This is a genomic window from Enterobacter sp. PL_is379, assembly GCF_055817355.1.
In genome coordinates, this window is the sequence record NZ_JBVPGT010000025.1 from 238,627 (window position 1) to 256,720 (window position 18,094).

Here is an 18,094-nt window from a genome sequence, read left to right on the forward strand (position 1 = left end):
AATACCTGTTTAGAGATTTTTCGCCCGGTGGCGCTGCCGCTTACCGGGCCTACGAATAAGTAGGGCGGGTAAGCGAAGCGCCACCCGCCAAAAGCAATGTCAATTACGCGCTGCGGCGCAGCATACCTTGCTTTTTCAGCCAGACCAGCAGGATCGAAATCGCCGCAGGGGTAACCCCCGAGATGCGGGACGCCTGACCGATCGACACCGGTTTGTGATCGTTCAGCTTGGCGATCACTTCGTTAGAAAGACCCGTCACCTGGCGGTAGTCCAGCATTTCCGGCAGCAGCGTGTTTTCGTTGCGTTGCTGTTTTTCGATCTCATCCTGCTGACGCGCGATGTAACCTTCGTACTTCACCTGGATCTCAACCTGCTCTGCCGCTTCAGCGTCTTCCAGGCCCGGCGCGAACGCGGTCAGTTTGACCAGGTTCTCGTAGGTGACTTCAGGACGGCGCAGCAGATCTTCCCCGCTGGCCTCGCGCGACAGCGGCGCTGTTAAGTGAGCGTTTACTTCGGCAGCAGTTTCCGCCTGCGGATTCACCCAGGTGGTTTTCAGGCGCTGACGTTCCTGTTCAATGCGTTCCAGCTTCTCGTTGAAGCGCGCCCAGCGTTCGTCATCGACCAGACCGAGTTCACGGCCCATTTCGGTCAGACGCAGGTCGGCGTTATCTTCACGCAGCATCAGGCGATATTCCGCGCGAGAGGTAAACATACGGTACGGTTCTTTGGTACCCAGCGTGCAGAGATCGTCAACCAGCACGCCCAGATACGCCTGAGAACGGCCTGGTGCCCAGCCCTCTTTCTCAGCAGAGAAGCGCGCGGCGTTCAGACCGGCAAGCAGACCCTGTGCAGCCGCTTCTTCATAGCCGGTGGTGCCGTTAATCTGACCCGCGAAGAACAGACCGTGGATGAATTTGCTTTCCAGGGTTGGCTTCAGGTCACGCGGATCGAAGAAATCGTACTCAATAGCGTAGCCAGGGCGAACGATTTTCGCATTCTCCATCCCCTGCATTGAGCGAACAATTTGCATCTGCACATCAAACGGCAGGCTGGTGGAGATGCCGTTCGGGTAAATTTCGTTCGAGGTCAGCCCTTCCGGCTCCAGGAAGATCTGGTGCTGGTTACGATCGGCAAAGCGCATCACTTTGTCTTCGATCGACGGACAGTAGCGTGGACCGATCCCTTCGATCACGCCAGCATACATGGGGCTACGATCGAGGTTATTGCGGATCACGTCATGGGTTTTCTCGTTGGTATGCGTGATGTAGCACGGTACCTGCTGCGGATGCTGTGCCGCATTGCCCATGAACGAGAAGACCGGCATTGGGTTATCACCGTGCTGTTGCGCCAGCAGGCTGAAATCAATGGTGCGCGCATCAATACGCGGCGGCGTGCCTGTTTTCAGGCGGCTAACGCGCAGCGGCAGTTCGCGCAGACGACGAGACAGTGGAATAGACGGCGGATCGCCAGCACGGCCACCGCTGTAGTTATCCAGACCGATATGAATTTTACCGTCCAGGAATGTACCCACGGTCAGCACCACGGCTTTCGCGCGGAATTTGAGGCCCATCTGGGTCACGGCACCCACGACGCGATCGTTCTCAACGATAAGATCTTCAACCGCCTGCTGGAAGATCATCAGGTTCGGCTGGTTCTCCAGGGCGGTACGCACCGCCTGACGGTAAAGTACGCGGTCTGCCTGAGCACGGGTCGCACGGACAGCGGGGCCTTTACTCGCGTTTAGTATCCTAAACTGGATGCCAGCCCGATCGATCGCTTTCGCCATCAGGCCGCCAAGTGCATCCACTTCTTTTACCAGGTGTCCTTTCCCAATGCCGCCAATCGCCGGATTACAGGACATTTGTCCCAGCGTGTCGATATTGTGTGTCAAAAGCAGGGTCTGCTGACCCATTCGCGCTGCGGCCATTGCGGCCTCAGTGCCTGCGTGACCCCCGCCAATGATGATGACGTCAAAAGGATCCTGATAAAACATGGTGGTCTGCCTCGCGTAAAGCGGTATGAAAATGGATTGAAGCCCGGGCCGTGGATTCTACTCAACTTTAGTCTTTCGAGAAAGCATTGGGATCCTGGGCTATTAAAAAGAAGATCTTTTTATTTAGAGATCTGTTCTATTGTGATCTCTTATTAGGATCGCGAACCTGTGTGGATAAGTCCGATCTCATAAAGAAGATCATGCAGTTAGAAAGGATCGTTTGCTGTGAATGATCGGTGATCCTGGACCGTATAAGCTGGGATCAGATCGCGACTTTATGCACAGGCCAAAAACGACGCTACGGTTGTTCTTTGGATAACTACGGGTTAATACGAGCTTTTAACCAGAGTTATCCACATCTGTTCGCGCGATCTTTAATCGTTTTTGAGTAAATTTTTCCATTCCGCGAGCCAGATCTCGGCTGGATCCTCCGGAATGTCATGATCGAGGATGTTGATCTTGAGCGTTTCACCCAGCTGTTTTGCTCCGCAGGAGGTGACAGCGGCTTCGACTTTCTCTATTGCCCCGCAAAAGGTGTCATATTCGCGACTGCCGATCCCCACTGCACCAAAACGGACGTCTGACAGGTCGGGCTGCTGTTCCAGCAGTTCGTCATATAAAGGTTGCAGGTTATCCGGCAGATCGCCCGCGCCGTGCGTGGAGGTGATCAGCAGCCAGACCCCGTCAGTCGGGAGATCTTCCAGCAACGGGCCGTGCAGGGTTTCTGTGGAAAAGCCCGCATCTTCCAGCTTTTCAGCCAGATGTTCCGCTACGTATTCCGCACCACCAAGGGTGCTGCCGCTGATAAGGGTAATGTCCGCCATTGATCGCTCGCCTGGATAAAGAGACGGCCATTGTACGCTGTGAACGAGCTGGGATCTACCTGTGGAAAATGTGGGAATGAATTTGCCCGATCACGGGCGGATGGTACGCATGATCGGGTTTTGCAGGGAGATCAGGGTCTCGGTGGACTGAATTTCATCGATTGTTTGGATCTTGTTGATAAGTACCTGCTGAAGGGCGTCGATGGATCGGCACATGACTTTAATAAAGATGCTGTAGTGCCCGGTGGTGTAATACGCCTCGGTGACTTCATCCAGCGCGTTTAGCCTCGCCAGGGCGGAAGGATAGTCTTTGGCGCTTTTAAGAATGATGCCGATGAAGCAGCAGACGTCATAACCCAGATGTTTAGGACTGACGTCAATGCGTGCGCCGGTAATGATCCCCGCCTGCTTCATCTTCTCTACGCGAACGTGAATGGTTCCCGGGCTGACGCCAAACTGTTTCGCCAGTTCGGCGTAGGCGGTACGGGCATTGGCCATTAACGCCTCCAGAATGCCGCGGTCGAGATTGTCGATCTGATAATTTTCCATAGCTTTTTCTTATGAAGATTAATGAATCACTCTATTCTAGCGTTTAATTTTATCGAATCAAAAGTGAAGGTGGCTTTTTGTTGATGAGTTATTGAATGTGATGCCATTTCTGTTGCTTAATCAATATCAACAGGACGCAGGAGTATAAATAATGAAAACCGCTTACATCGCAAAACAACGCCAGATCAGTTTCGTTAAATCCCATTTTTCCCGCCAGCTGGAAGATAAACTTGGGCTAATTGAAGTCCAGGCGCCGATTCTAAGCCGCGTGGGTGACGGGACCCAGGATAACTTGTCTGGATGCGAAAAAGCGGTACAGGTGAAAGTGAAAACACTGCCAGACGCCCAGTTCGAAGTGGTTCATTCACTGGCGAAGTGGAAGCGTCAAACCCTGGGACAACACGACTTCAGCGCGGGCGAAGGGCTCTACACGCACATGAAAGCCCTTCGCCCCGATGAAGACCGCCTCACCCCAATTCACTCTGTCTATGTTGACCAGTGGGACTGGGAGCGCGTAATGGGTGACGGTGAGCGCCACGTCGGCACGCTGAAATCCACCGTTGAGGCGATCTACGCCGGGATCAAAGCGACCGAAGCAGCCGTAAGCAAAGAGTTTGGTCTGGTAACGTTCCTGCCGGATACGATCCACTTTGTGCACAGCCAGGAATTGCTGGCCCGCTTCCCGGATCTGGATGCCAAAGGCCGTGAACGTGCGATTGCTAAAGAGCTGGGCGCGGTATTTCTGATTGGGATCGGCGGCAAACTGTCTGATGGCAAACGCCACGACGTTCGCGCGCCGGATTATGATGACTGGAGCACTGCGGGTGAGGGCGAGTTTACCGGGCTGAACGGCGATATTCTGGTCTGGAACCCGGTACTGGAAGACGCATTCGAGCTTTCTTCTATGGGGATCCGCGTGGATGCTGACGCGCTGAAGCGCCAACTGGCGGTCACCGGAGATGAAGATCGTCTCAAGCTCGAGTGGCACCAGGCGCTGCTGCGCGGTGAAATGCCGCAGACGATTGGCGGCGGTATCGGCCAGTCCCGTCTGACCATGCTGCTGCTGCAATTACCCCATATCGGTCAGGTTCAGTGTGGCGTCTGGCCGCAGCAGGTACGTGAAAGCGTCGGCTCTCTTCTGTAATTAACGCTGCCAGCGTCTGAGCAGGCGGCTACGCAGCCCGGTATCAAAGCGCCAGATATGATCGAAGATGCGCATGATGCCGGGTTTTCCATGGGCGGACATTGCCACCGCATGAAAACGGTGCTGATGCACCCGCTGTAACTCCTTCACCTTATTCACCACGTCATCCGGCAGCCGCTGGGCAATAAAATCGGAAATCACCACCGCGTCGGCGTCGTACCAGTCGCCGCCCTGCATACGCTCCACAATGCTGCGAAAGCAGCTGGCCAAATCCGTGCCGCCGCGAAAACGCTGGCTCAGGAAGCGGATTGCCTGCTCGATCCCCTGCTGGTTCGTCAGCTCATACCCTACGACTTCACTGGAGAACAGCATGATGAAGCAACGACGGCGATCGGCGAGCGCCACGCGCATCAGCGCCAGACAAAAGGCTTTTGCACACTGCTCGTTAAACCCGCCCATCGATCCGGACGTATCCACGCAAACGATGAAGGGCCCGCGCGGCTGTTCATCAAAATCCTGATGAACGACCGGCCGCTGGCTGATTTTCTCTCGCCAGGCTTCGCCGTGCAGCCGGTAGGTGAGAAGCTGTTTTTCCACCAGCCGACGGTAAAACTCATACTCCAGCTCGGTCATCCCCAGCGTGCTCAGCTCCGTGGGCAGCAGACGCAAAATATCATCGCTCTGCTGGAGCCCGTCGACCTGCTCCGGTACGGTGGCCGGTTCACGCACCAGGGTGCGGAAGGTTTCCATCGGGGCGTCTTTCTTTGGAACCGACTTTGCCTCTCTTGAGCGTCCCAGCTGTTCTGCAAGCTTCATCAGCTCGGGCTGCTGCGTCAGAAAATCGCCGTACTTGACGATCAGCTGATAGTCCCCGCGCCTGAGCTGGCCTGCGCTCATATCCCAGAGACGCCCAGCGGCGTTTTCATTCTCCACCAGCACCTGTTCTAACTGGCCGCTCAGGGTCATTCGTTCCTGAACTTCACTAAGCAGCTGTTCGCGCTCTTCATCCAGCAGCTGCTGGTTTAGCGTCGTGGCCTGCACCACCAGGCTGAGGCGCCAGCGCTGTAAGAAGAGGGTGTGCAGCGCCGGGGTAAAAGTGGCGTTATCCGTGACCAGCGCCCGCGCCTGGCTGGCAAACGGGGAGTGGACCTTGTCGAGCAACGTCAAGGTTTGCGGAAGATGGACGATAAACTGCGGCGTGGTAAGCCGCTGGCACTGCTGATAGCAGGCCACCTCTTCCGTTAACTCAGGCGGAACTTCGGTCTCCCTGAACCGCTGACGCAAATTTTCGCGCCAGCGCGGAAGATCGTCCGTCATCGCCTTTTTGAGCTTCGGAAATTTTTCAAAGAAGGCTGCCAGCTGCGGTGACGCCAGAAGTGTTATGACCACCTCTTCGATCAACCCCTCCTCGCTGACGGCCAGCATAACGTTAAGCGTGTCCAGGGTTAGCATTGACGCGCCTGTTTGATCTGCGCGCTGACATCCTGCAGGCTGGCTTCGATGCGACCTAACCAGTCGCTATGAATAAAGAGGCATTTTTGCTGCTCGCTAAAGCGGGTATGCTGCTGGTGCCATTCCGTATCCAGCGCTTCCAGCTGCTGCTTAATCTCTTCCGGTACGCTGTCCGAGGCGGTGCCCGGCAGCGCCAGACGCGAGCCCTGCAGGCTGACGTCGCGGATCACCAGATGCTGGCTGCTGTCCACTTCCATATTCAGCGGTTGCGCGAAGCCGATGCCGTTGAGCTTGCCGCGGATCTCTCCCCCCTTATCCAGCCACTGCGCCAGCGCCTCGCGCTCAATCGTAATGTGTACCACCTGCATATCATGCAGTTTGAGCGGCTGCTGGAGCAGCAGCGTGAGCGTTGTACCAGTCAGATCGGCAGGAAGCTCATAGTGCGGCTTGCGGGCGAACATGCCTCCAAGGCGATTCACTTTCAGCGCGGTTTTATCACTTTGCTGCTGCTGGAGCTGGATGCGCCGCTGGGCAATCGCCCCCAGCTGGTTGAGCATCGCCTGCTGCCCCCAGGCGTGTCCGGTCATCAAAACGTCAAGCTGCTGCTGCATCAGATTCATGCCTTCCGCGTCGTGCCAGAGGCAATCTTTCAGCAGGATCAGATCGATGGGGGCAACGGCATCGCGGCCGCTAAACAGGGCGCTGGCCTGCAGGAGGCGGATCGCTTTTTTCCAGCGACGATCGGAGACATAGGGTGCAGAAGGGAGGAGATCAAGCTGCTGACGCAGCAGATAGATCAGCTCGAATACGGCGTCAGGCAGTTTGACTTTGCTGATATCCTGCTGCCACTGGTAATACTCCTCATCCGTCACCTGCAGCGAAGCGGATACCGGGTTTTCACTCTCATCCTGCTGACTCACCAGCATGGAGCGGAAGTTTGATTTGTCCTGCACTTTGTCCAGCCACAGGCGGATGAGCATACGGTCATACAGCGCTTCCAGACTGCTGTCGGCCTCGGGCAGTTCGTTAGAGGCGGCCACCAGCAGGCGCATCGGGATTTTCTCTTCACTGGCGCCGTTGCGGAACCGACGTTCGTTTATCGCCGTGAGCAGGGTGTTAAGAATGGCCGGTCCCGCTTTCCAGATCTCATCGAGAAAGACAATCTCAGCCTCAGGCAGATACCCCGCCGTCAAACGCTCATAGCGCCCTTCGTCTTTCAGCGCCTGAATTGAGAGGGGGCCAAACACTTCTTCCGGGGTGGAAAACCGGGTCATGAGATATTCGAAGGCGCGAGCATTCTGAAAAGCAAATTTTAGCCTGCGGGCAATCAGGCTTTTGGCAATGCCCGGCGGTCCCAGCAAAAACACGCTTTCACCGCTCAGCGCCGCCAGTAAACAGAGGCGAATGGCGTGGCTACGCTCGAAAAGGCCTTTCTCCAGCGCGCTGCTGAGGCGGGAAATTCTTTCTGCTAATAAATGTGAGTGAGCCATAATAGTTTTGCATCCTTTCGCCGTCGTGGCGGCCAATTGAAGCGAGTATAGACGTTTCAGTCAGGGCTGGTAATAGACTGAAGTGCGGCGCAATTTTCTTTGCGCTACATTAATGCGGTTGCATTTAGGGGTACGATTTTGCAATGAATCGTGCATACTGTGCGCTTTTTGTGGGCCAAGGGACCAGGAACACATTTGTTATTTAAACGAAAAGACTAGTCTATGAGCACTGATAATAAGCAATCATTACCCGCAATAACGCTTGCGGCGATCGGGGTTGTCTACGGTGATATTGGCACCAGCCCGCTTTATACGCTTCGTGAATGTCTGTCCGGCCAGTTTGGCTTTGGTGTTGAACGCGATGCCGTGTTTGGCTTCCTGTCCCTCATTTTCTGGCTGCTGATCCTGGTGGTTTCCGTTAAGTATCTCTCCTTCGTTATGCGTGCTGATAACGCAGGTGAAGGTGGGATCCTGACCCTGATGTCTCTTGCCGGACGCAATACCTCGGCCAGAATGACCTCTGTGCTGGTCATTATCGGCCTGATTGGGGGCAGTTTCTTCTACGGAGAGGTGGTTATCACGCCCGCTATTTCGGTCCTCTCGGCGATAGAGGGGCTGGAGATTATCGCTCCACAACTTGATTCATGGGTGGTTCCGCTGGCCATTATTGTCCTGACGCTGCTGTTCATGATCCAGAAGCACGGTACCGGGCTGGTGGGCAAACTGTTTGCACCGATTATGCTGGCCTGGTTCCTGATCCTGGCGGCGCTTGGTTTGCGCAGCATTATCGCGAACCCGGAAGTGCTGCAGGCGCTGAATCCCTACTGGGCCGTGCATTTCTTCCTCGAATACAAAGTGGTTTCCTTTGTGGCGCTGGGTGCCGTGGTGCTCTCCATCACCGGTGTGGAAGCGCTGTATGCTGACATGGGTCACTTCGGGAAACTGCCTATCCGCGTGGCATGGTTTATTGTGGTGCTCCCGTCGCTGGTGCTGAACTATTTCGGTCAGGGGGCGCTGCTGCTTAAAAACCCGGAAGCGATCAAGAACCCGTTCTTCCTGCTGGCGCCTGACTGGGCGCTGGTACCGATGCTGATCCTGGCGACGCTGGCGACCGTCATTGCCTCTCAGGCGGTGATTTCCGGCGTGTTTTCTCTGACGCGCCAGGCCGTGCGTCTGGGTTATCTCTCACCGATGCGCATCATCCATACCTCAGAGATGGAGTCGGGTCAGATCTACATCCCGTTCATTAACTGGCTGCTCTATTTCGCTGTGGTCATTGTTATCGTCAGCTTCGAGCACTCCAGTAACCTGGCGGCGGCGTACGGTATTGCGGTAACCGGTACGATGGTGCTGACGTCGCTTCTCTCCACCACGGTGGCGTACCGAAACTGGCACTGGAATAAATTCCTCGTGGCGATGATTCTGGTGGGCTTCCTGTGCATTGACGTGCCGCTGTTCTCTGCGAACCTCGACAAGATTGTCTCCGGTGGCTGGCTGCCGCTGACGCTGGGTCTGGTGATGTTTATTGTCATGACCACCTGGAAAAGCGAGCGTTTCCGCCTGCTGCGCCGCATGCACGAGCATGGGAATTCTCTGGAGGCGATGATCGCTTCTCTGGAGAAATCTCCGCCGGTCCGCGTGCCGGGTACCGCGGTATACATGTCTCGCGCGCTGAATGTTATTCCGTTCGCGCTGATGCATAACCTCAAGCACAACAAAGTGCTGCACGAGCGCGTGATCCTGCTGACGCTGCGCACCGAAGATGCGCCGTATGTTCACAATGTGCGTCGTGTGCAAATAGAGCAACTGTCGCCGACCTTCTGGCGCGTGGTGGCAAGCTACGGCTGGCGTGAAACGCCAAACGTGGAAGAGGTGTTCCACCGCTGCGGCCTGGAAGGGCTGAGCTGTAGGATGATGGAAACGTCGTTCTTTATGTCGCACGAGTCGCTGATTATCGGCAAGCGCCCGTGGTATCTGCGCCTGCGCGGCAAGCTATACCTCATCCTGCAGCGTAATGCCCTGCGTGCGCCTGACCAGTTTGAGATCCCGCCTAACCGCGTGATTGAGCTGGGAACGCAGGTCGAGATTTAAGTCTTTGTGCGGCCTGATGCCCTCACCCCGGCCTCTCCCACAGGGAGAGGGCGCAAACATAAAAAACGGTAACCAGGGGGTTACCGTTTTGCATTTACCTCCACGCCATTTCACTTAGCGAAACGTTTCGACGTCGATCACAAATCTGTTACGTCATGATGGTTTTCTGAACATTTCTGGGGCTACACTACTTTTAGCGAAACGTTTCGCTAGTGGAGCAAGAAAATGAAGAAAGGCACTGTACTCAACTCAGAAATCTCATCGGTTATTTCCCGTCTTGGGCATACCGATACGCTGGTGGTTTGCGATGCAGGCTTACCGGTTCCGCGCAGCACAACCCGTATCGATATGGCGTTAACGCAGGGCGTACCTTCGTTTATGCAGGTACTGGACGTGGTGACCGCGGAGATGCAGGTTGAGGCGGTCATTCTCGCGGCGGAAATCAAACAACATAATCCGCAACTCCACGAAACGTTGCTCAGCCACCTTGAGCAGCTGCAACAACACCAGGGAAATACCATAGAAATTCGTTACACAACGCACGAACAATTCAAACAACAAACCGCAGACAGTCAGGCGGTGATTCGCAGCGGGGAGTGTTCCCCGTATGCGAATATCATTCTCTGTGCTGGCGTCACCTTCTGAGGCCATCATGGACGCATTACTGCAACTTAAAGGGATCGATAAGTCGTTCCCGGGCGTAAAAGCTCTCTCCGGCGCGGCGCTGAACGTCTACCCCGGGCGCGTCATGGCGCTGGTGGGCGAAAACGGCGCCGGTAAATCCACCATGATGAAGGTGCTGACCGGTATCTATCAACGCGATGCCGGTTCGCTCCTTTGGTTGGGTAAAGAGACCACCTTCAATGGCCCGAAATCCTCTCAGGAAGCGGGCATCGGTATTATTCACCAGGAGCTGAACCTCATCCCTCAGCTCACCATTGCGGAAAATATCTTCCTCGGCCGCGAGTTCGTGAACCGCTTCGGTAAGATCGACTGGAAAACCATGTATGCCGAAGCGGACAAGCTGCTGGCGAAGCTGAACCTGCGTTTTAAGAGCGACCGCCTGGTGGGCGATCTCTCCATTGGCGATCAGCAGATGGTGGAAATCGCGAAGGTGCTGAGCTTTGAGTCGAAGGTCATCATTATGGATGAACCGACCGACGCCCTGACCGATACCGAAACCGAATCCCTGTTCCGCGTTATCCGCGAGCTGAAATCGCAGGGGCGCGGGATTGTCTATATCTCTCACCGTATGAAAGAGATCTTCGAAATCTGCGATGACGTCACCGTTTTCCGCGACGGGCAGTTTATTGCCGAGCGCGAAGTGGCGACGCTGACCGAAGATACGCTCATCGAAATGATGGTGGGACGTAAGCTGGAAGATCAGTATCCGCATCTGGATAAAGCGCCGGGTGAGATCCGCCTGAAGGTGGACAACCTCTGCGGTCCGGGTGTGAACGACGTGACCTTCACCCTGCGCCAGGGCGAGATCCTGGGCGTAGCGGGCCTGATGGGTGCCGGACGTACCGAGCTGATGAAAGTGTTGTACGGCGCACTGCCGCGCACCAGCGGTTATGTCACTCTTGACGGCCATGAAGTGGTCACCCGCTCACCGCAGGATGGTCTGGCGAACGGCATCGTCTATATCTCCGAAGACCGCAAACGCGACGGCCTGGTGCTGGGGATGTCGGTAAAAGAGAACATGTCCCTGACCGCGCTGCGCTATTTCAGCCACAGCGGCGGCAGCCTGAAGCATAAAGATGAACAGCAGGCGGTGAGCGATTTTATCCGCCTCTTTAACGTCAAAACCCCGTCGATGGAGCAGGCGATTGGCCTGTTGTCCGGCGGGAATCAGCAGAAAGTGGCGATTGCGCGCGGGCTGATGACGCGTCCGAAAGTGTTGATCCTCGACGAGCCAACCCGCGGCGTAGACGTGGGCGCGAAGAAAGAGATCTATCAGCTGATTAACCAGTTTAAGGCCGACGGTCTGAGCATCATTCTGGTCTCTTCCGAGATGCCAGAAGTATTAGGCATGAGCGATCGCATTATCGTCATGCATGAAGGGCATCTCGGCGGTGAATTCACTCGCGAGCAGGCCACCCAGGAAGTTCTGATGGCTGCCGCTGTGGGCAAGCTTAATCGCGTGAATCAGGAGTAAGAAGATGACTACCCAGGCTGTTTCTGGTCGCCGCTATTTCACAAAGGCATGGCTGATGGAGCAAAAATCGCTGATTGCCCTGCTGGTGCTGATCGCGATTGTGTCGACCATGAGCCCGAATTTCTTCACCGTTAATAACCTGTTCAATATTCTGCAGCAGACGTCGGTGAACGCCATTATGGCGGTCGGCATGACGCTGGTGATTCTGACCTCAGGTATCGATCTGTCCGTCGGTTCCCTGCTGGCGCTCACCGGCGCGATCGCCGCTTCGATTGTCGGCATTGAAGTCAACGCGCTGGTGGCCGTGGCCGCTGCCCTGGCGGCAGGTGCGGCGATAGGCGCCGTCACCGGCGTGATTGTGGCAAAAGGCCGCGTTCAGGCGTTCATCGCGACGCTGGTGATGATGCTGCTGCTGCGCGGGGTGACCATGGTTTATACCAACGGCAGCCCGGTCAATACCGGCTTTACCGATAACGCCGATCTGTTTGGCTGGTTCGGTATCGGTCGCCCGCTGGGTGTCCCGACCCCGGTATGGATCATGGCTATCGTCTTCCTGGCGGCGTGGTACATGCTGCATCACACTCGTCTGGGCCGTTATATCTATGCGCTGGGCGGTAACGAAGCGGCAACGCGCCTGTCCGGTATCAGCGTTAATAAAGTCAAAATTATCGTTTACTCCCTGTGCGGTCTGCTGGCGTCACTGGCAGGCATTATCGAAGTGGCGCGCCTCTCCTCCGCGCAGCCAACGGCGGGTACGGGGTATGAGTTGGATGCCATTGCGGCAGTGGTTCTGGGCGGTACGAGTCTTGCGGGCGGTAAAGGTCGCATTGTTGGGACATTGATCGGCGCACTGATCCTCGGTTTCCTGAATAATGGTTTGAATTTGTTAGGTGTTTCCTCCTATTACCAGATGATCGTTAAGGCAGTGGTGATTTTGCTGGCGGTACTGGTAGACAACAAAAAACAGTAACTGACGACACTACAGGACATCTTAGATATGAACATGAAAAAACTGGCTACCCTGGTTTCTGCTGTCGCGCTGAGCGCAACCGTAAGTGCTAACGCCATGGCGAAAGACACCATCGCGCTGGTTGTCTCTACCCTGAACAACCCGTTCTTCGTCTCTCTGAAGGATGGCGCGCAGAAAGAAGCGGACAAACTGGGCTACAACCTGGTGGTTCTGGATTCACAGAACAACCCGGCGAAAGAGCTGGCTAACGTTCAGGACTTAACCGTTCGCGGCACCAAAATTCTGCTGATCAACCCAACCGATTCTGATGCCGTAGGCAACGCCGTGAAGATGGCAAACCAGGCGAAGATCCCGGTAATCACCCTGGACCGTCAGGCAACCAAAGGCGAAGTTGTGAGCCATATTGCGTCTGATAACGTGCTGGGCGGTAAAATCGCGGGTGATTACATCGCGAAGAAAGCCGGTGAAGGCGCGAAAGTTATCGAACTGCAGGGGATTGCCGGGACGTCTGCCGCCCGCGAGCGTGGCGAAGGCTTCCAGCAGGCGGTTGCAGCGCATAAATTCAACGTACTGGCCAGCCAGCCGGCAGACTTCGACCGTACTAAAGGTCTGAACGTCATGCAGAACCTGCTGACCGCGCACCCTGACGTGCAGGCAGTATTCGCGCAGAACGACGAAATGGCGCTGGGCGCGCTGCGTGCCCTGCAGACCGCTGGTAAATCTGATGTGATGGTTGTCGGATTTGACGGCACGCCGGATGGTGAAAAAGCAGTAAACGATGGCAAACTGGCTGCGACCATCGCTCAGCTGCCTGAGCAGATTGGCGCCACTGGCGTTGAAACTGCCGACAAAGTGCTGAAGGGCGAAAAAGTTCAGGCCAAATACCCGGTTGACCTGAAGCTGGTCATCAAGCAGTAAAGGCGAATCAGGCCGTCACGGCGGCCTGAGGGACACCAATAAAGAAAAGTGTGGCATACGCCACCGGGTAACACCGGTGGCGCTCTCTGATGGACAATCCAACCATGAAAACCGCAGGTAACCTCGTCGTCCTTGGCAGTATCAATGCCGATCACATTCTTAACCTTGAATCGTTCCCGACACCGGGCGAAACCGTCACGGGTAACCAGTATCAGGTGGCATTTGGCGGTAAAGGTGCAAACCAGGCCGTTGCTGCCGGTCGCAGCGGGGCAAATATTGCGTTTATCGCCTGCACGGGTGATGACGATACCGGTGAGCGCGTACGCAAGCAGCTGGCGAGCGACAATATCGATATCGCACCGGTCAGCGTTGTTGCAGGGGAATCTACCGGCGTGGCGCTGATTTTCGTCAACGCAGAAGGTGAGAATGTCATCGGTATTCATGCTGGCGCTAACGCGGCGCTGACGACGGAACGCGTAGAAGCGCAACGTGCACTCATCGGCGGAGCGGAAGCCCTGCTGATGCAGCTGGAGTCGCCGGTTGAAAGCGTGCTGGCCGCCGCCAAAATTGCGCATGAAAATCATACCACTGTCGTACTTAATCCGGCCCCTGCCCGTGTATTATCAGACGAGCTGCTGGCGCTGGTGGACATCATCACGCCGAACGAAACCGAAGCCGAAAAGCTGACGGGCATTCGCGTTGAAAACGATGATGATGCCGCGCGAGCCGCGCGTGCACTGCACGACAAAGGCATCGGCACCGTGATCATCACCCTGGGTAGCCGTGGGGTGTGGGCAAGCGTCAATGGCGAAGGCCGTCGCGTGCCGGGCTTTAAGGTGAAGGCGATTGATACCATTGCAGCGGGAGACACCTTCAATGGTGCACTGGTGACCGCGCTGCTGGAAGGCATGAGAATGGATGACGCTATCCGCTTCGCACACGCTGCCGCCGCGATTGCGGTGACGCGCAAGGGCGCCCAGCCTTCCGTTCCGTGGCGTAAAGAGATCGATGAATTCTTAAGTCAGCAGGGGTAACGCTTGGCCACAATGAAAGATGTCGCCCGCATGGCGGGCGTTTCTACCTCGACGGTCTCTCACGTTATAAACAACGATCGCTTCGTCAGCGAGGCGATTCGGGAGAAAGTCGAAGCGGCGGTAAAAGATCTCAACTATGCGCCGTCTGCGCTGGCGCGCAGCCTTAAGCTCAACCAGACGCGCACCATCGGTATGCTGATCACCGCGAGTACCAACCCCTTTTATTCAGAACTGGTTCGCGGCGTGGAGCGCAGCTGCTTCGAGCGTGGCTACAGCCTGGTGCTGTGCAATACCGAAGGTGACGAGCAGCGCATGAATCGTAACCTGGAAACGCTGATGCAAAAACGCGTCGACGGGCTACTGCTGCTCTGTACCGAAACGCACCAGCCCTCGAAAGAGATTATCCAGCGCTACCCCTCCATTCCCACGGTGATGATGGACTGGGCACCGTTCGACGGCACCAGCGATCTTATTCAGGATAACTCCCTGCTGGGGGGCGATATGGCCACCCAGTATCTGATCGATAAAGGCTATACCCGCATCGCCTGTATTACCGGCCCGCTGGATAAAACCCCGGCGCGTTTGCGTCTGGAAGGGTATCTCGCCGCGATGGCGCGGGCGGGCCTTTCCGTGCCGGAAGGGTACCGTATTACCGGCGATTTTGAGTTTCACGGTGGTTTTGAAGCGATGCAGACGCTGCTGGCGCAACCTCAGCGTCCACAGGCGGTGTTTATCGGCAACGATGCCATGGCGTTTGGCGCCTATCAGGCGTTATATCAGGCCGGTTTGCGTGTTCCCGACGATATGGCGGTAATCGGCTACGATGATATCGAGCTGGCCAGCTATATGACGCCGCCGCTCACCACCATTCATCAGCCAAAAGATGAGCTGGGCGAGCTGGCCATCGATGTGTTGATCCACCGAATGGCTCAGCCCACGCTGCAGCAGCAACGCCTGCAGCTTACTCCTGTTCTGATGGAACGGGGTTCGGTTTAGCTTTCGCCTTATGGCGTTCTTTAATCAGGTTACGGCCATCTTTCGGTTTTAATAGCATAAAGACCAGCGCTGAAACGACGGTGAGTGCGCCCATGGTGATAAAGGTATAGTGGAACTGCTCGACGGTGTTCGCGCTGTCGAAACCTTCATAAAACCGCAGTACCGCCGCGCTCACTGCCACACCCAGACTGATGGACAACTGCTGTGTTACCGCCAGCACGCTGTTGCCGCTGCTGGCGTTTTCGTCGGTCAAATCCGCAAGGGTGATGGTGTTCATTGACGTGAACTGCGTCGACATCGCCATGCCCAGTACAAATAGCGGCAGGATCAGCATCCAGACGGGTAACGCGGCGGACTGCAGCGAGAACTGCGCAATCATCAGGCCGATAAAGACCGTCACGCCAACCAGCGTCTTACGATAGCCAAACCAGCGTAGCACCTGCGTCACGGTCGATTTTGCCAGAATCGAGCCCATTGCGGTGGGCGCCATCATGCAGCCGGCAATCAGGGCCGGGTAGCCGAAACCCACCTGCAGCATCAGTGGCATCAGGAACGGTACGCAGCCCGTCCCCAGACGCGAGGCAATGTTTCCCGCGATCCCGACGGAAAAGGTTCGGGTGTTGAAGAGCCCAAGAGAGATTAACGGCGTCGGATGACGGCGCGCGTGACGTATATAAAGAAGGGACAGCAGCACGCCGGCGAGGATAACGGAGAGCGCCATCCACGTCGCGACGATTTTCTCGCCAACCAGCTCCATCCCGCTGGAGAAGAGTACCAGGCTCAGGCCAAACAGGAAAAAGCCACCCATGTCGAAGCTGCGTCTTGGCGTGGTGAAGTTCGGCATATATTTGCGGGCATACAGCAGCCCCGCAACGCCAATCGGAATATTAATCAGGAAGATCCAGTGCCAGCTTGCCCAGGTGACAAACACGCCACCGAGTACCGGGCCAAGTATCGGGCCGACCAGTCCCGGCATGGTGACGAAGTTGAGCACGGGAAGCAGTTCGCTTCGAGGGTAGGCTCGTAATAAAGCAAGGCGCGCCACGGGCATCATCATCGCGCCGCCAATGCCCTGTAATACGCGGAAGATAACCAGTTCCGTTAAGGACGAGGAGAGCGCACAGGCCAGCGAACCGAGCGTAAAGAGCGTCACGGCCAGCATGAAAACTCTACGGGTACCGAAGCGGTCAGCCAGCCAGCCGCTAACCGGAATTAACATTGCAACCGTCAGGGTGTAGCTGATGATGGCGGACTGCATCGCCAGCGGGGAGCGGTTAAGGCTTTGCGCAATAGCGGGAAGCGCGGTGTTGAGGATGGTGGCATCCAGTGCCTGCATAAAAAACGCCATGGCTGCAATCCACGGCAATCCGGCCATGCTGCGCGCTTTTTTCTTTGTCATTTATTTACCTGCTGGTGGGTTGGCGCAGCCAGTAATGCCTGGCACGCACTCAGGGCTCGCTGCCCGTCGCTTTCCTGAATGGCATCCACTATCGCCTGATGCAATTCCAGTTTTACCACGTCGTTTTGTGTAATAGAGGTAAAGTAGGTGTGATACACCGAATGAAATAATGAGGCAAACGAGGTGAGGAACGGATTGGCGCTCATCATATAGATATGTTCATGCCAGGCCATATCGACCTCAACCCAGCGTTCGCGGTTGAAGTGTTTTTTCAGGAACACCATCTCTTCCATCAACGCGTTAAGCTGCGCTTTCTGCTCTGCTGTGCCAAGTGTGGCGGCAAGCAGACATGCCTGAGGTTCAAGGCTGCTGCGCATCACCAGAAAGTGATCGACGACCTGATGAAAGTTGTCTTCCGTCATCCACCAGGAGAGCAGCTCCTGATCGAGAAAATTCCAGTTACTCTGTGGCATCACGCGTGTGCCAATACGAGGACGTGGAAGCACCATACCTTTTGCCGTCAGGGTTTTCACCGCTTCGCGCACTGCGGTACGGCTCACCCCAAACTGCTCACCCAGCTCCATTTCACCCGGCAGGATGCTGCCCGGGGCATATTTACCCGCTAAGATCCGCTGAGCCAGCTTTTCTGCCAGCACATACGACAGGTTTTTTTGGGCGGCCAGCTGTTGTGCGCTTAATGGCATCGCTTTTATTCCTTAAAGATTCATGCTGATAATTATGCCACCTCGAATGTGATTGTGGTTGCAGATACATCAAATAGAACAATTTGTAGCTTGATTTCACCTCTGCTGGTGAAAAAAAACACGGATAGAAACTTTTTTTAAATTTCCTCTTGTCACGCCGGAATAACTCCCTATAATGCGCCTCCACTGACACGGAACAACGGCACACACGCCGCCGGGTCAGCAGAGAATAGCGAAAATAAACGCTTGACTCTGAAGCGGGAAAGCGTAATATGCACACCCCGCGCCGCAGCGAAAAGCGAAGCGGCACTGCTCTTTAACAATTTATCAGACAATCTGTGTGGGCACTCAAAGTGACATGGATTCTTAACG

Annotated in this window: 15 protein-coding genes; 8 read left to right on the plus strand and 7 right to left on the minus strand. The window is 55.8% G+C overall.

The features are described 5' to 3' along the window. Positions 1-103 precede the first annotated feature (103 nt). The 3 genes from mnmG to asnC all read right to left on the minus strand — a co-directional run bounded on the left by mnmG (position 104) and on the right by asnC (position 3,366). The gene (gene mnmG / locus AC0TOY_RS07845) at positions 104-1,993 is read right to left on the minus strand and encodes a tRNA uridine-5-carboxymethylaminomethyl(34) synthesis enzyme MnmG (protein ID WP_473721685.1); all 1,890 of its coding nucleotides are present in this window, start codon (positions 1,991-1,993) and stop codon (positions 104-106) included. 374 nt (positions 1,994-2,367) lie between these two features. Continuing rightward, positions 2,368-2,817, minus strand: a complete 450-nt coding sequence (gene mioC / locus AC0TOY_RS07850; RefSeq protein WP_061716267.1) for an FMN-binding protein MioC — start codon at positions 2,815-2,817, stop codon at positions 2,368-2,370. 90 nt (positions 2,818-2,907) lie between these two features. Next, positions 2,908-3,366: a transcriptional regulator AsnC gene (gene asnC, locus AC0TOY_RS07855; protein ID WP_024907891.1), complete on the minus strand. Its 459-nt coding sequence runs from the start codon at positions 3,364-3,366 to the stop codon at positions 2,908-2,910. A gap of 151 nt (positions 3,367-3,517) precedes the next feature. Here asnC and asnA point away from each other — a divergent pair, with 151 nt between their 5' ends. Next, positions 3,518-4,510, plus strand: coding sequence for an aspartate--ammonia ligase (asnA, locus tag AC0TOY_RS07860; protein WP_473721686.1), 993 nt, complete (start codon positions 3,518-3,520; stop codon positions 4,508-4,510). Here the strand turns inward: asnA and viaA are convergent, their stop codons facing one another. Both viaA and ravA read right to left on the minus strand, forming a co-directional pair. Further along, positions 4,511-5,962, minus strand: a complete 1,452-nt coding sequence (viaA, locus tag AC0TOY_RS07865; protein ID WP_473721687.1) for an ATPase RavA stimulator ViaA — start codon at positions 5,960-5,962, stop codon at positions 4,511-4,513. After that, positions 5,956-7,452, minus strand: coding sequence for an ATPase RavA (gene ravA / locus AC0TOY_RS07870; protein WP_248166062.1), 1,497 nt, complete (start codon positions 7,450-7,452; stop codon positions 5,956-5,958). Before ravA ends, viaA begins: the two co-directional genes overlap by 7 nt. Before the next feature lie 222 nt (positions 7,453-7,674). Between ravA and kup the strand changes: the two genes are divergently transcribed. The 7 genes from kup to rbsR all read left to right on the plus strand — a co-directional run bounded on the left by kup (position 7,675) and on the right by rbsR (position 15,619). Beyond that, on the plus strand, positions 7,675-9,543 hold the full coding sequence (gene kup, locus AC0TOY_RS07875; protein ID WP_024907895.1) for a low affinity potassium transporter Kup: 1,869 nt from the start codon (positions 7,675-7,677) through the stop codon (positions 9,541-9,543). A 225-nt stretch (positions 9,544-9,768) separates the two neighbouring features. Beyond that, entirely contained in the window at positions 9,769-10,188 is a 420-nt protein-coding gene (rbsD, locus tag AC0TOY_RS07880) for a D-ribose pyranase (RefSeq protein ID WP_024907896.1), read from the plus strand. A 7-nt stretch (positions 10,189-10,195) separates the two neighbouring features. Next, positions 10,196-11,701: a ribose ABC transporter ATP-binding protein RbsA gene (rbsA, locus tag AC0TOY_RS07885; protein ID WP_024907897.1), complete on the plus strand. Its 1,506-nt coding sequence runs from the start codon at positions 10,196-10,198 to the stop codon at positions 11,699-11,701. Positions 11,702-11,705: 4 nt separating this feature from the next. Beyond that, on the plus strand, positions 11,706-12,671 hold the full coding sequence (gene rbsC, locus AC0TOY_RS07890) for a ribose ABC transporter permease (RefSeq protein WP_006808742.1): 966 nt from the start codon (positions 11,706-11,708) through the stop codon (positions 12,669-12,671). A 27-nt stretch (positions 12,672-12,698) separates the two neighbouring features. Beyond that, a complete protein-coding gene (gene rbsB / locus AC0TOY_RS07895) occupies positions 12,699-13,589 on the plus strand; it encodes a ribose ABC transporter substrate-binding protein RbsB (RefSeq protein ID WP_010426610.1) in 891 nt (296 codons plus the stop codon). A 104-nt stretch (positions 13,590-13,693) separates the two neighbouring features. Beyond that, on the plus strand, positions 13,694-14,623 hold the full coding sequence (gene rbsK / locus AC0TOY_RS07900) for a ribokinase (RefSeq protein ID WP_024907898.1): 930 nt from the start codon (positions 13,694-13,696) through the stop codon (positions 14,621-14,623). A gap of 3 nt (positions 14,624-14,626) precedes the next feature. Continuing rightward, positions 14,627-15,619, plus strand: a complete 993-nt coding sequence (gene rbsR / locus AC0TOY_RS07905; protein ID WP_024907899.1) for a ribose operon transcriptional repressor RbsR — start codon at positions 14,627-14,629, stop codon at positions 15,617-15,619. On the opposite strand, the gene mdtD is transcribed toward rbsR, so the two are convergent. After that, on the minus strand, positions 15,585-17,018 hold the full coding sequence (gene mdtD / locus AC0TOY_RS07910) for a multidrug transporter subunit MdtD (protein ID WP_473721688.1): 1,434 nt from the start codon (positions 17,016-17,018) through the stop codon (positions 15,585-15,587). The two genes, rbsR and mdtD, sit on opposite strands and share 35 nt — an antisense overlap. After that, a complete protein-coding gene (locus AC0TOY_RS07915) occupies positions 17,015-17,722 on the minus strand; it encodes a FadR/GntR family transcriptional regulator (protein ID WP_024907901.1) in 708 nt (235 codons plus the stop codon). The genes mdtD and AC0TOY_RS07915 overlap by 4 nt, the downstream gene beginning before the upstream one ends. Positions 17,723-18,094 lie beyond the last annotated feature (372 nt).

What these genes read in the sequence shown, in the direction of transcription:
- mnmG (WP_473721685.1), bottom strand. Translation starts at nt 1,993, where the DNA reads ATGTTTTATCAGGATCCTTTTGACGTCATCATCATTGGCGGGGGTCAC.
- mioC (WP_061716267.1), bottom strand. Translation starts at nt 2,817, where the DNA reads ATGGCGGACATTACCCTTATCAGCGGCAGCACCCTTGGTGGTGCGGAA.
- asnC (WP_024907891.1), bottom strand. Translation starts at nt 3,366, where the DNA reads ATGGAAAATTATCAGATCGACAATCTCGACCGCGGCATTCTGGAGGCG.
- asnA (WP_473721686.1), top strand. Translation starts at nt 3,518, where the DNA reads ATGAAAACCGCTTACATCGCAAAACAACGCCAGATCAGTTTCGTTAAA.
- viaA (WP_473721687.1), bottom strand. Translation starts at nt 5,962, where the DNA reads ATGCTAACCCTGGACACGCTTAACGTTATGCTGGCCGTCAGCGAGGAG.
- ravA (WP_248166062.1), bottom strand. Translation starts at nt 7,452, where the DNA reads ATGGCTCACTCACATTTATTAGCAGAAAGAATTTCCCGCCTCAGCAGC.
- kup (WP_024907895.1), top strand. Translation starts at nt 7,675, where the DNA reads ATGAGCACTGATAATAAGCAATCATTACCCGCAATAACGCTTGCGGCG.
- rbsD (WP_024907896.1), top strand. Translation starts at nt 9,769, where the DNA reads ATGAAGAAAGGCACTGTACTCAACTCAGAAATCTCATCGGTTATTTCC.
- rbsA (WP_024907897.1), top strand. Translation starts at nt 10,196, where the DNA reads ATGGACGCATTACTGCAACTTAAAGGGATCGATAAGTCGTTCCCGGGC.
- rbsC (WP_006808742.1), top strand. Translation starts at nt 11,706, where the DNA reads ATGACTACCCAGGCTGTTTCTGGTCGCCGCTATTTCACAAAGGCATGG.
- rbsB (WP_010426610.1), top strand. Translation starts at nt 12,699, where the DNA reads ATGAACATGAAAAAACTGGCTACCCTGGTTTCTGCTGTCGCGCTGAGC.
- rbsK (WP_024907898.1), top strand. Translation starts at nt 13,694, where the DNA reads ATGAAAACCGCAGGTAACCTCGTCGTCCTTGGCAGTATCAATGCCGAT.
- mdtD (WP_473721688.1), bottom strand. Translation starts at nt 17,018, where the DNA reads ATGACAAAGAAAAAAGCGCGCAGCATGGCCGGATTGCCGTGGATTGCA.
- AC0TOY_RS07915 (WP_024907901.1), bottom strand. Translation starts at nt 17,722, where the DNA reads ATGCCATTAAGCGCACAACAGCTGGCCGCCCAAAAAAACCTGTCGTAT.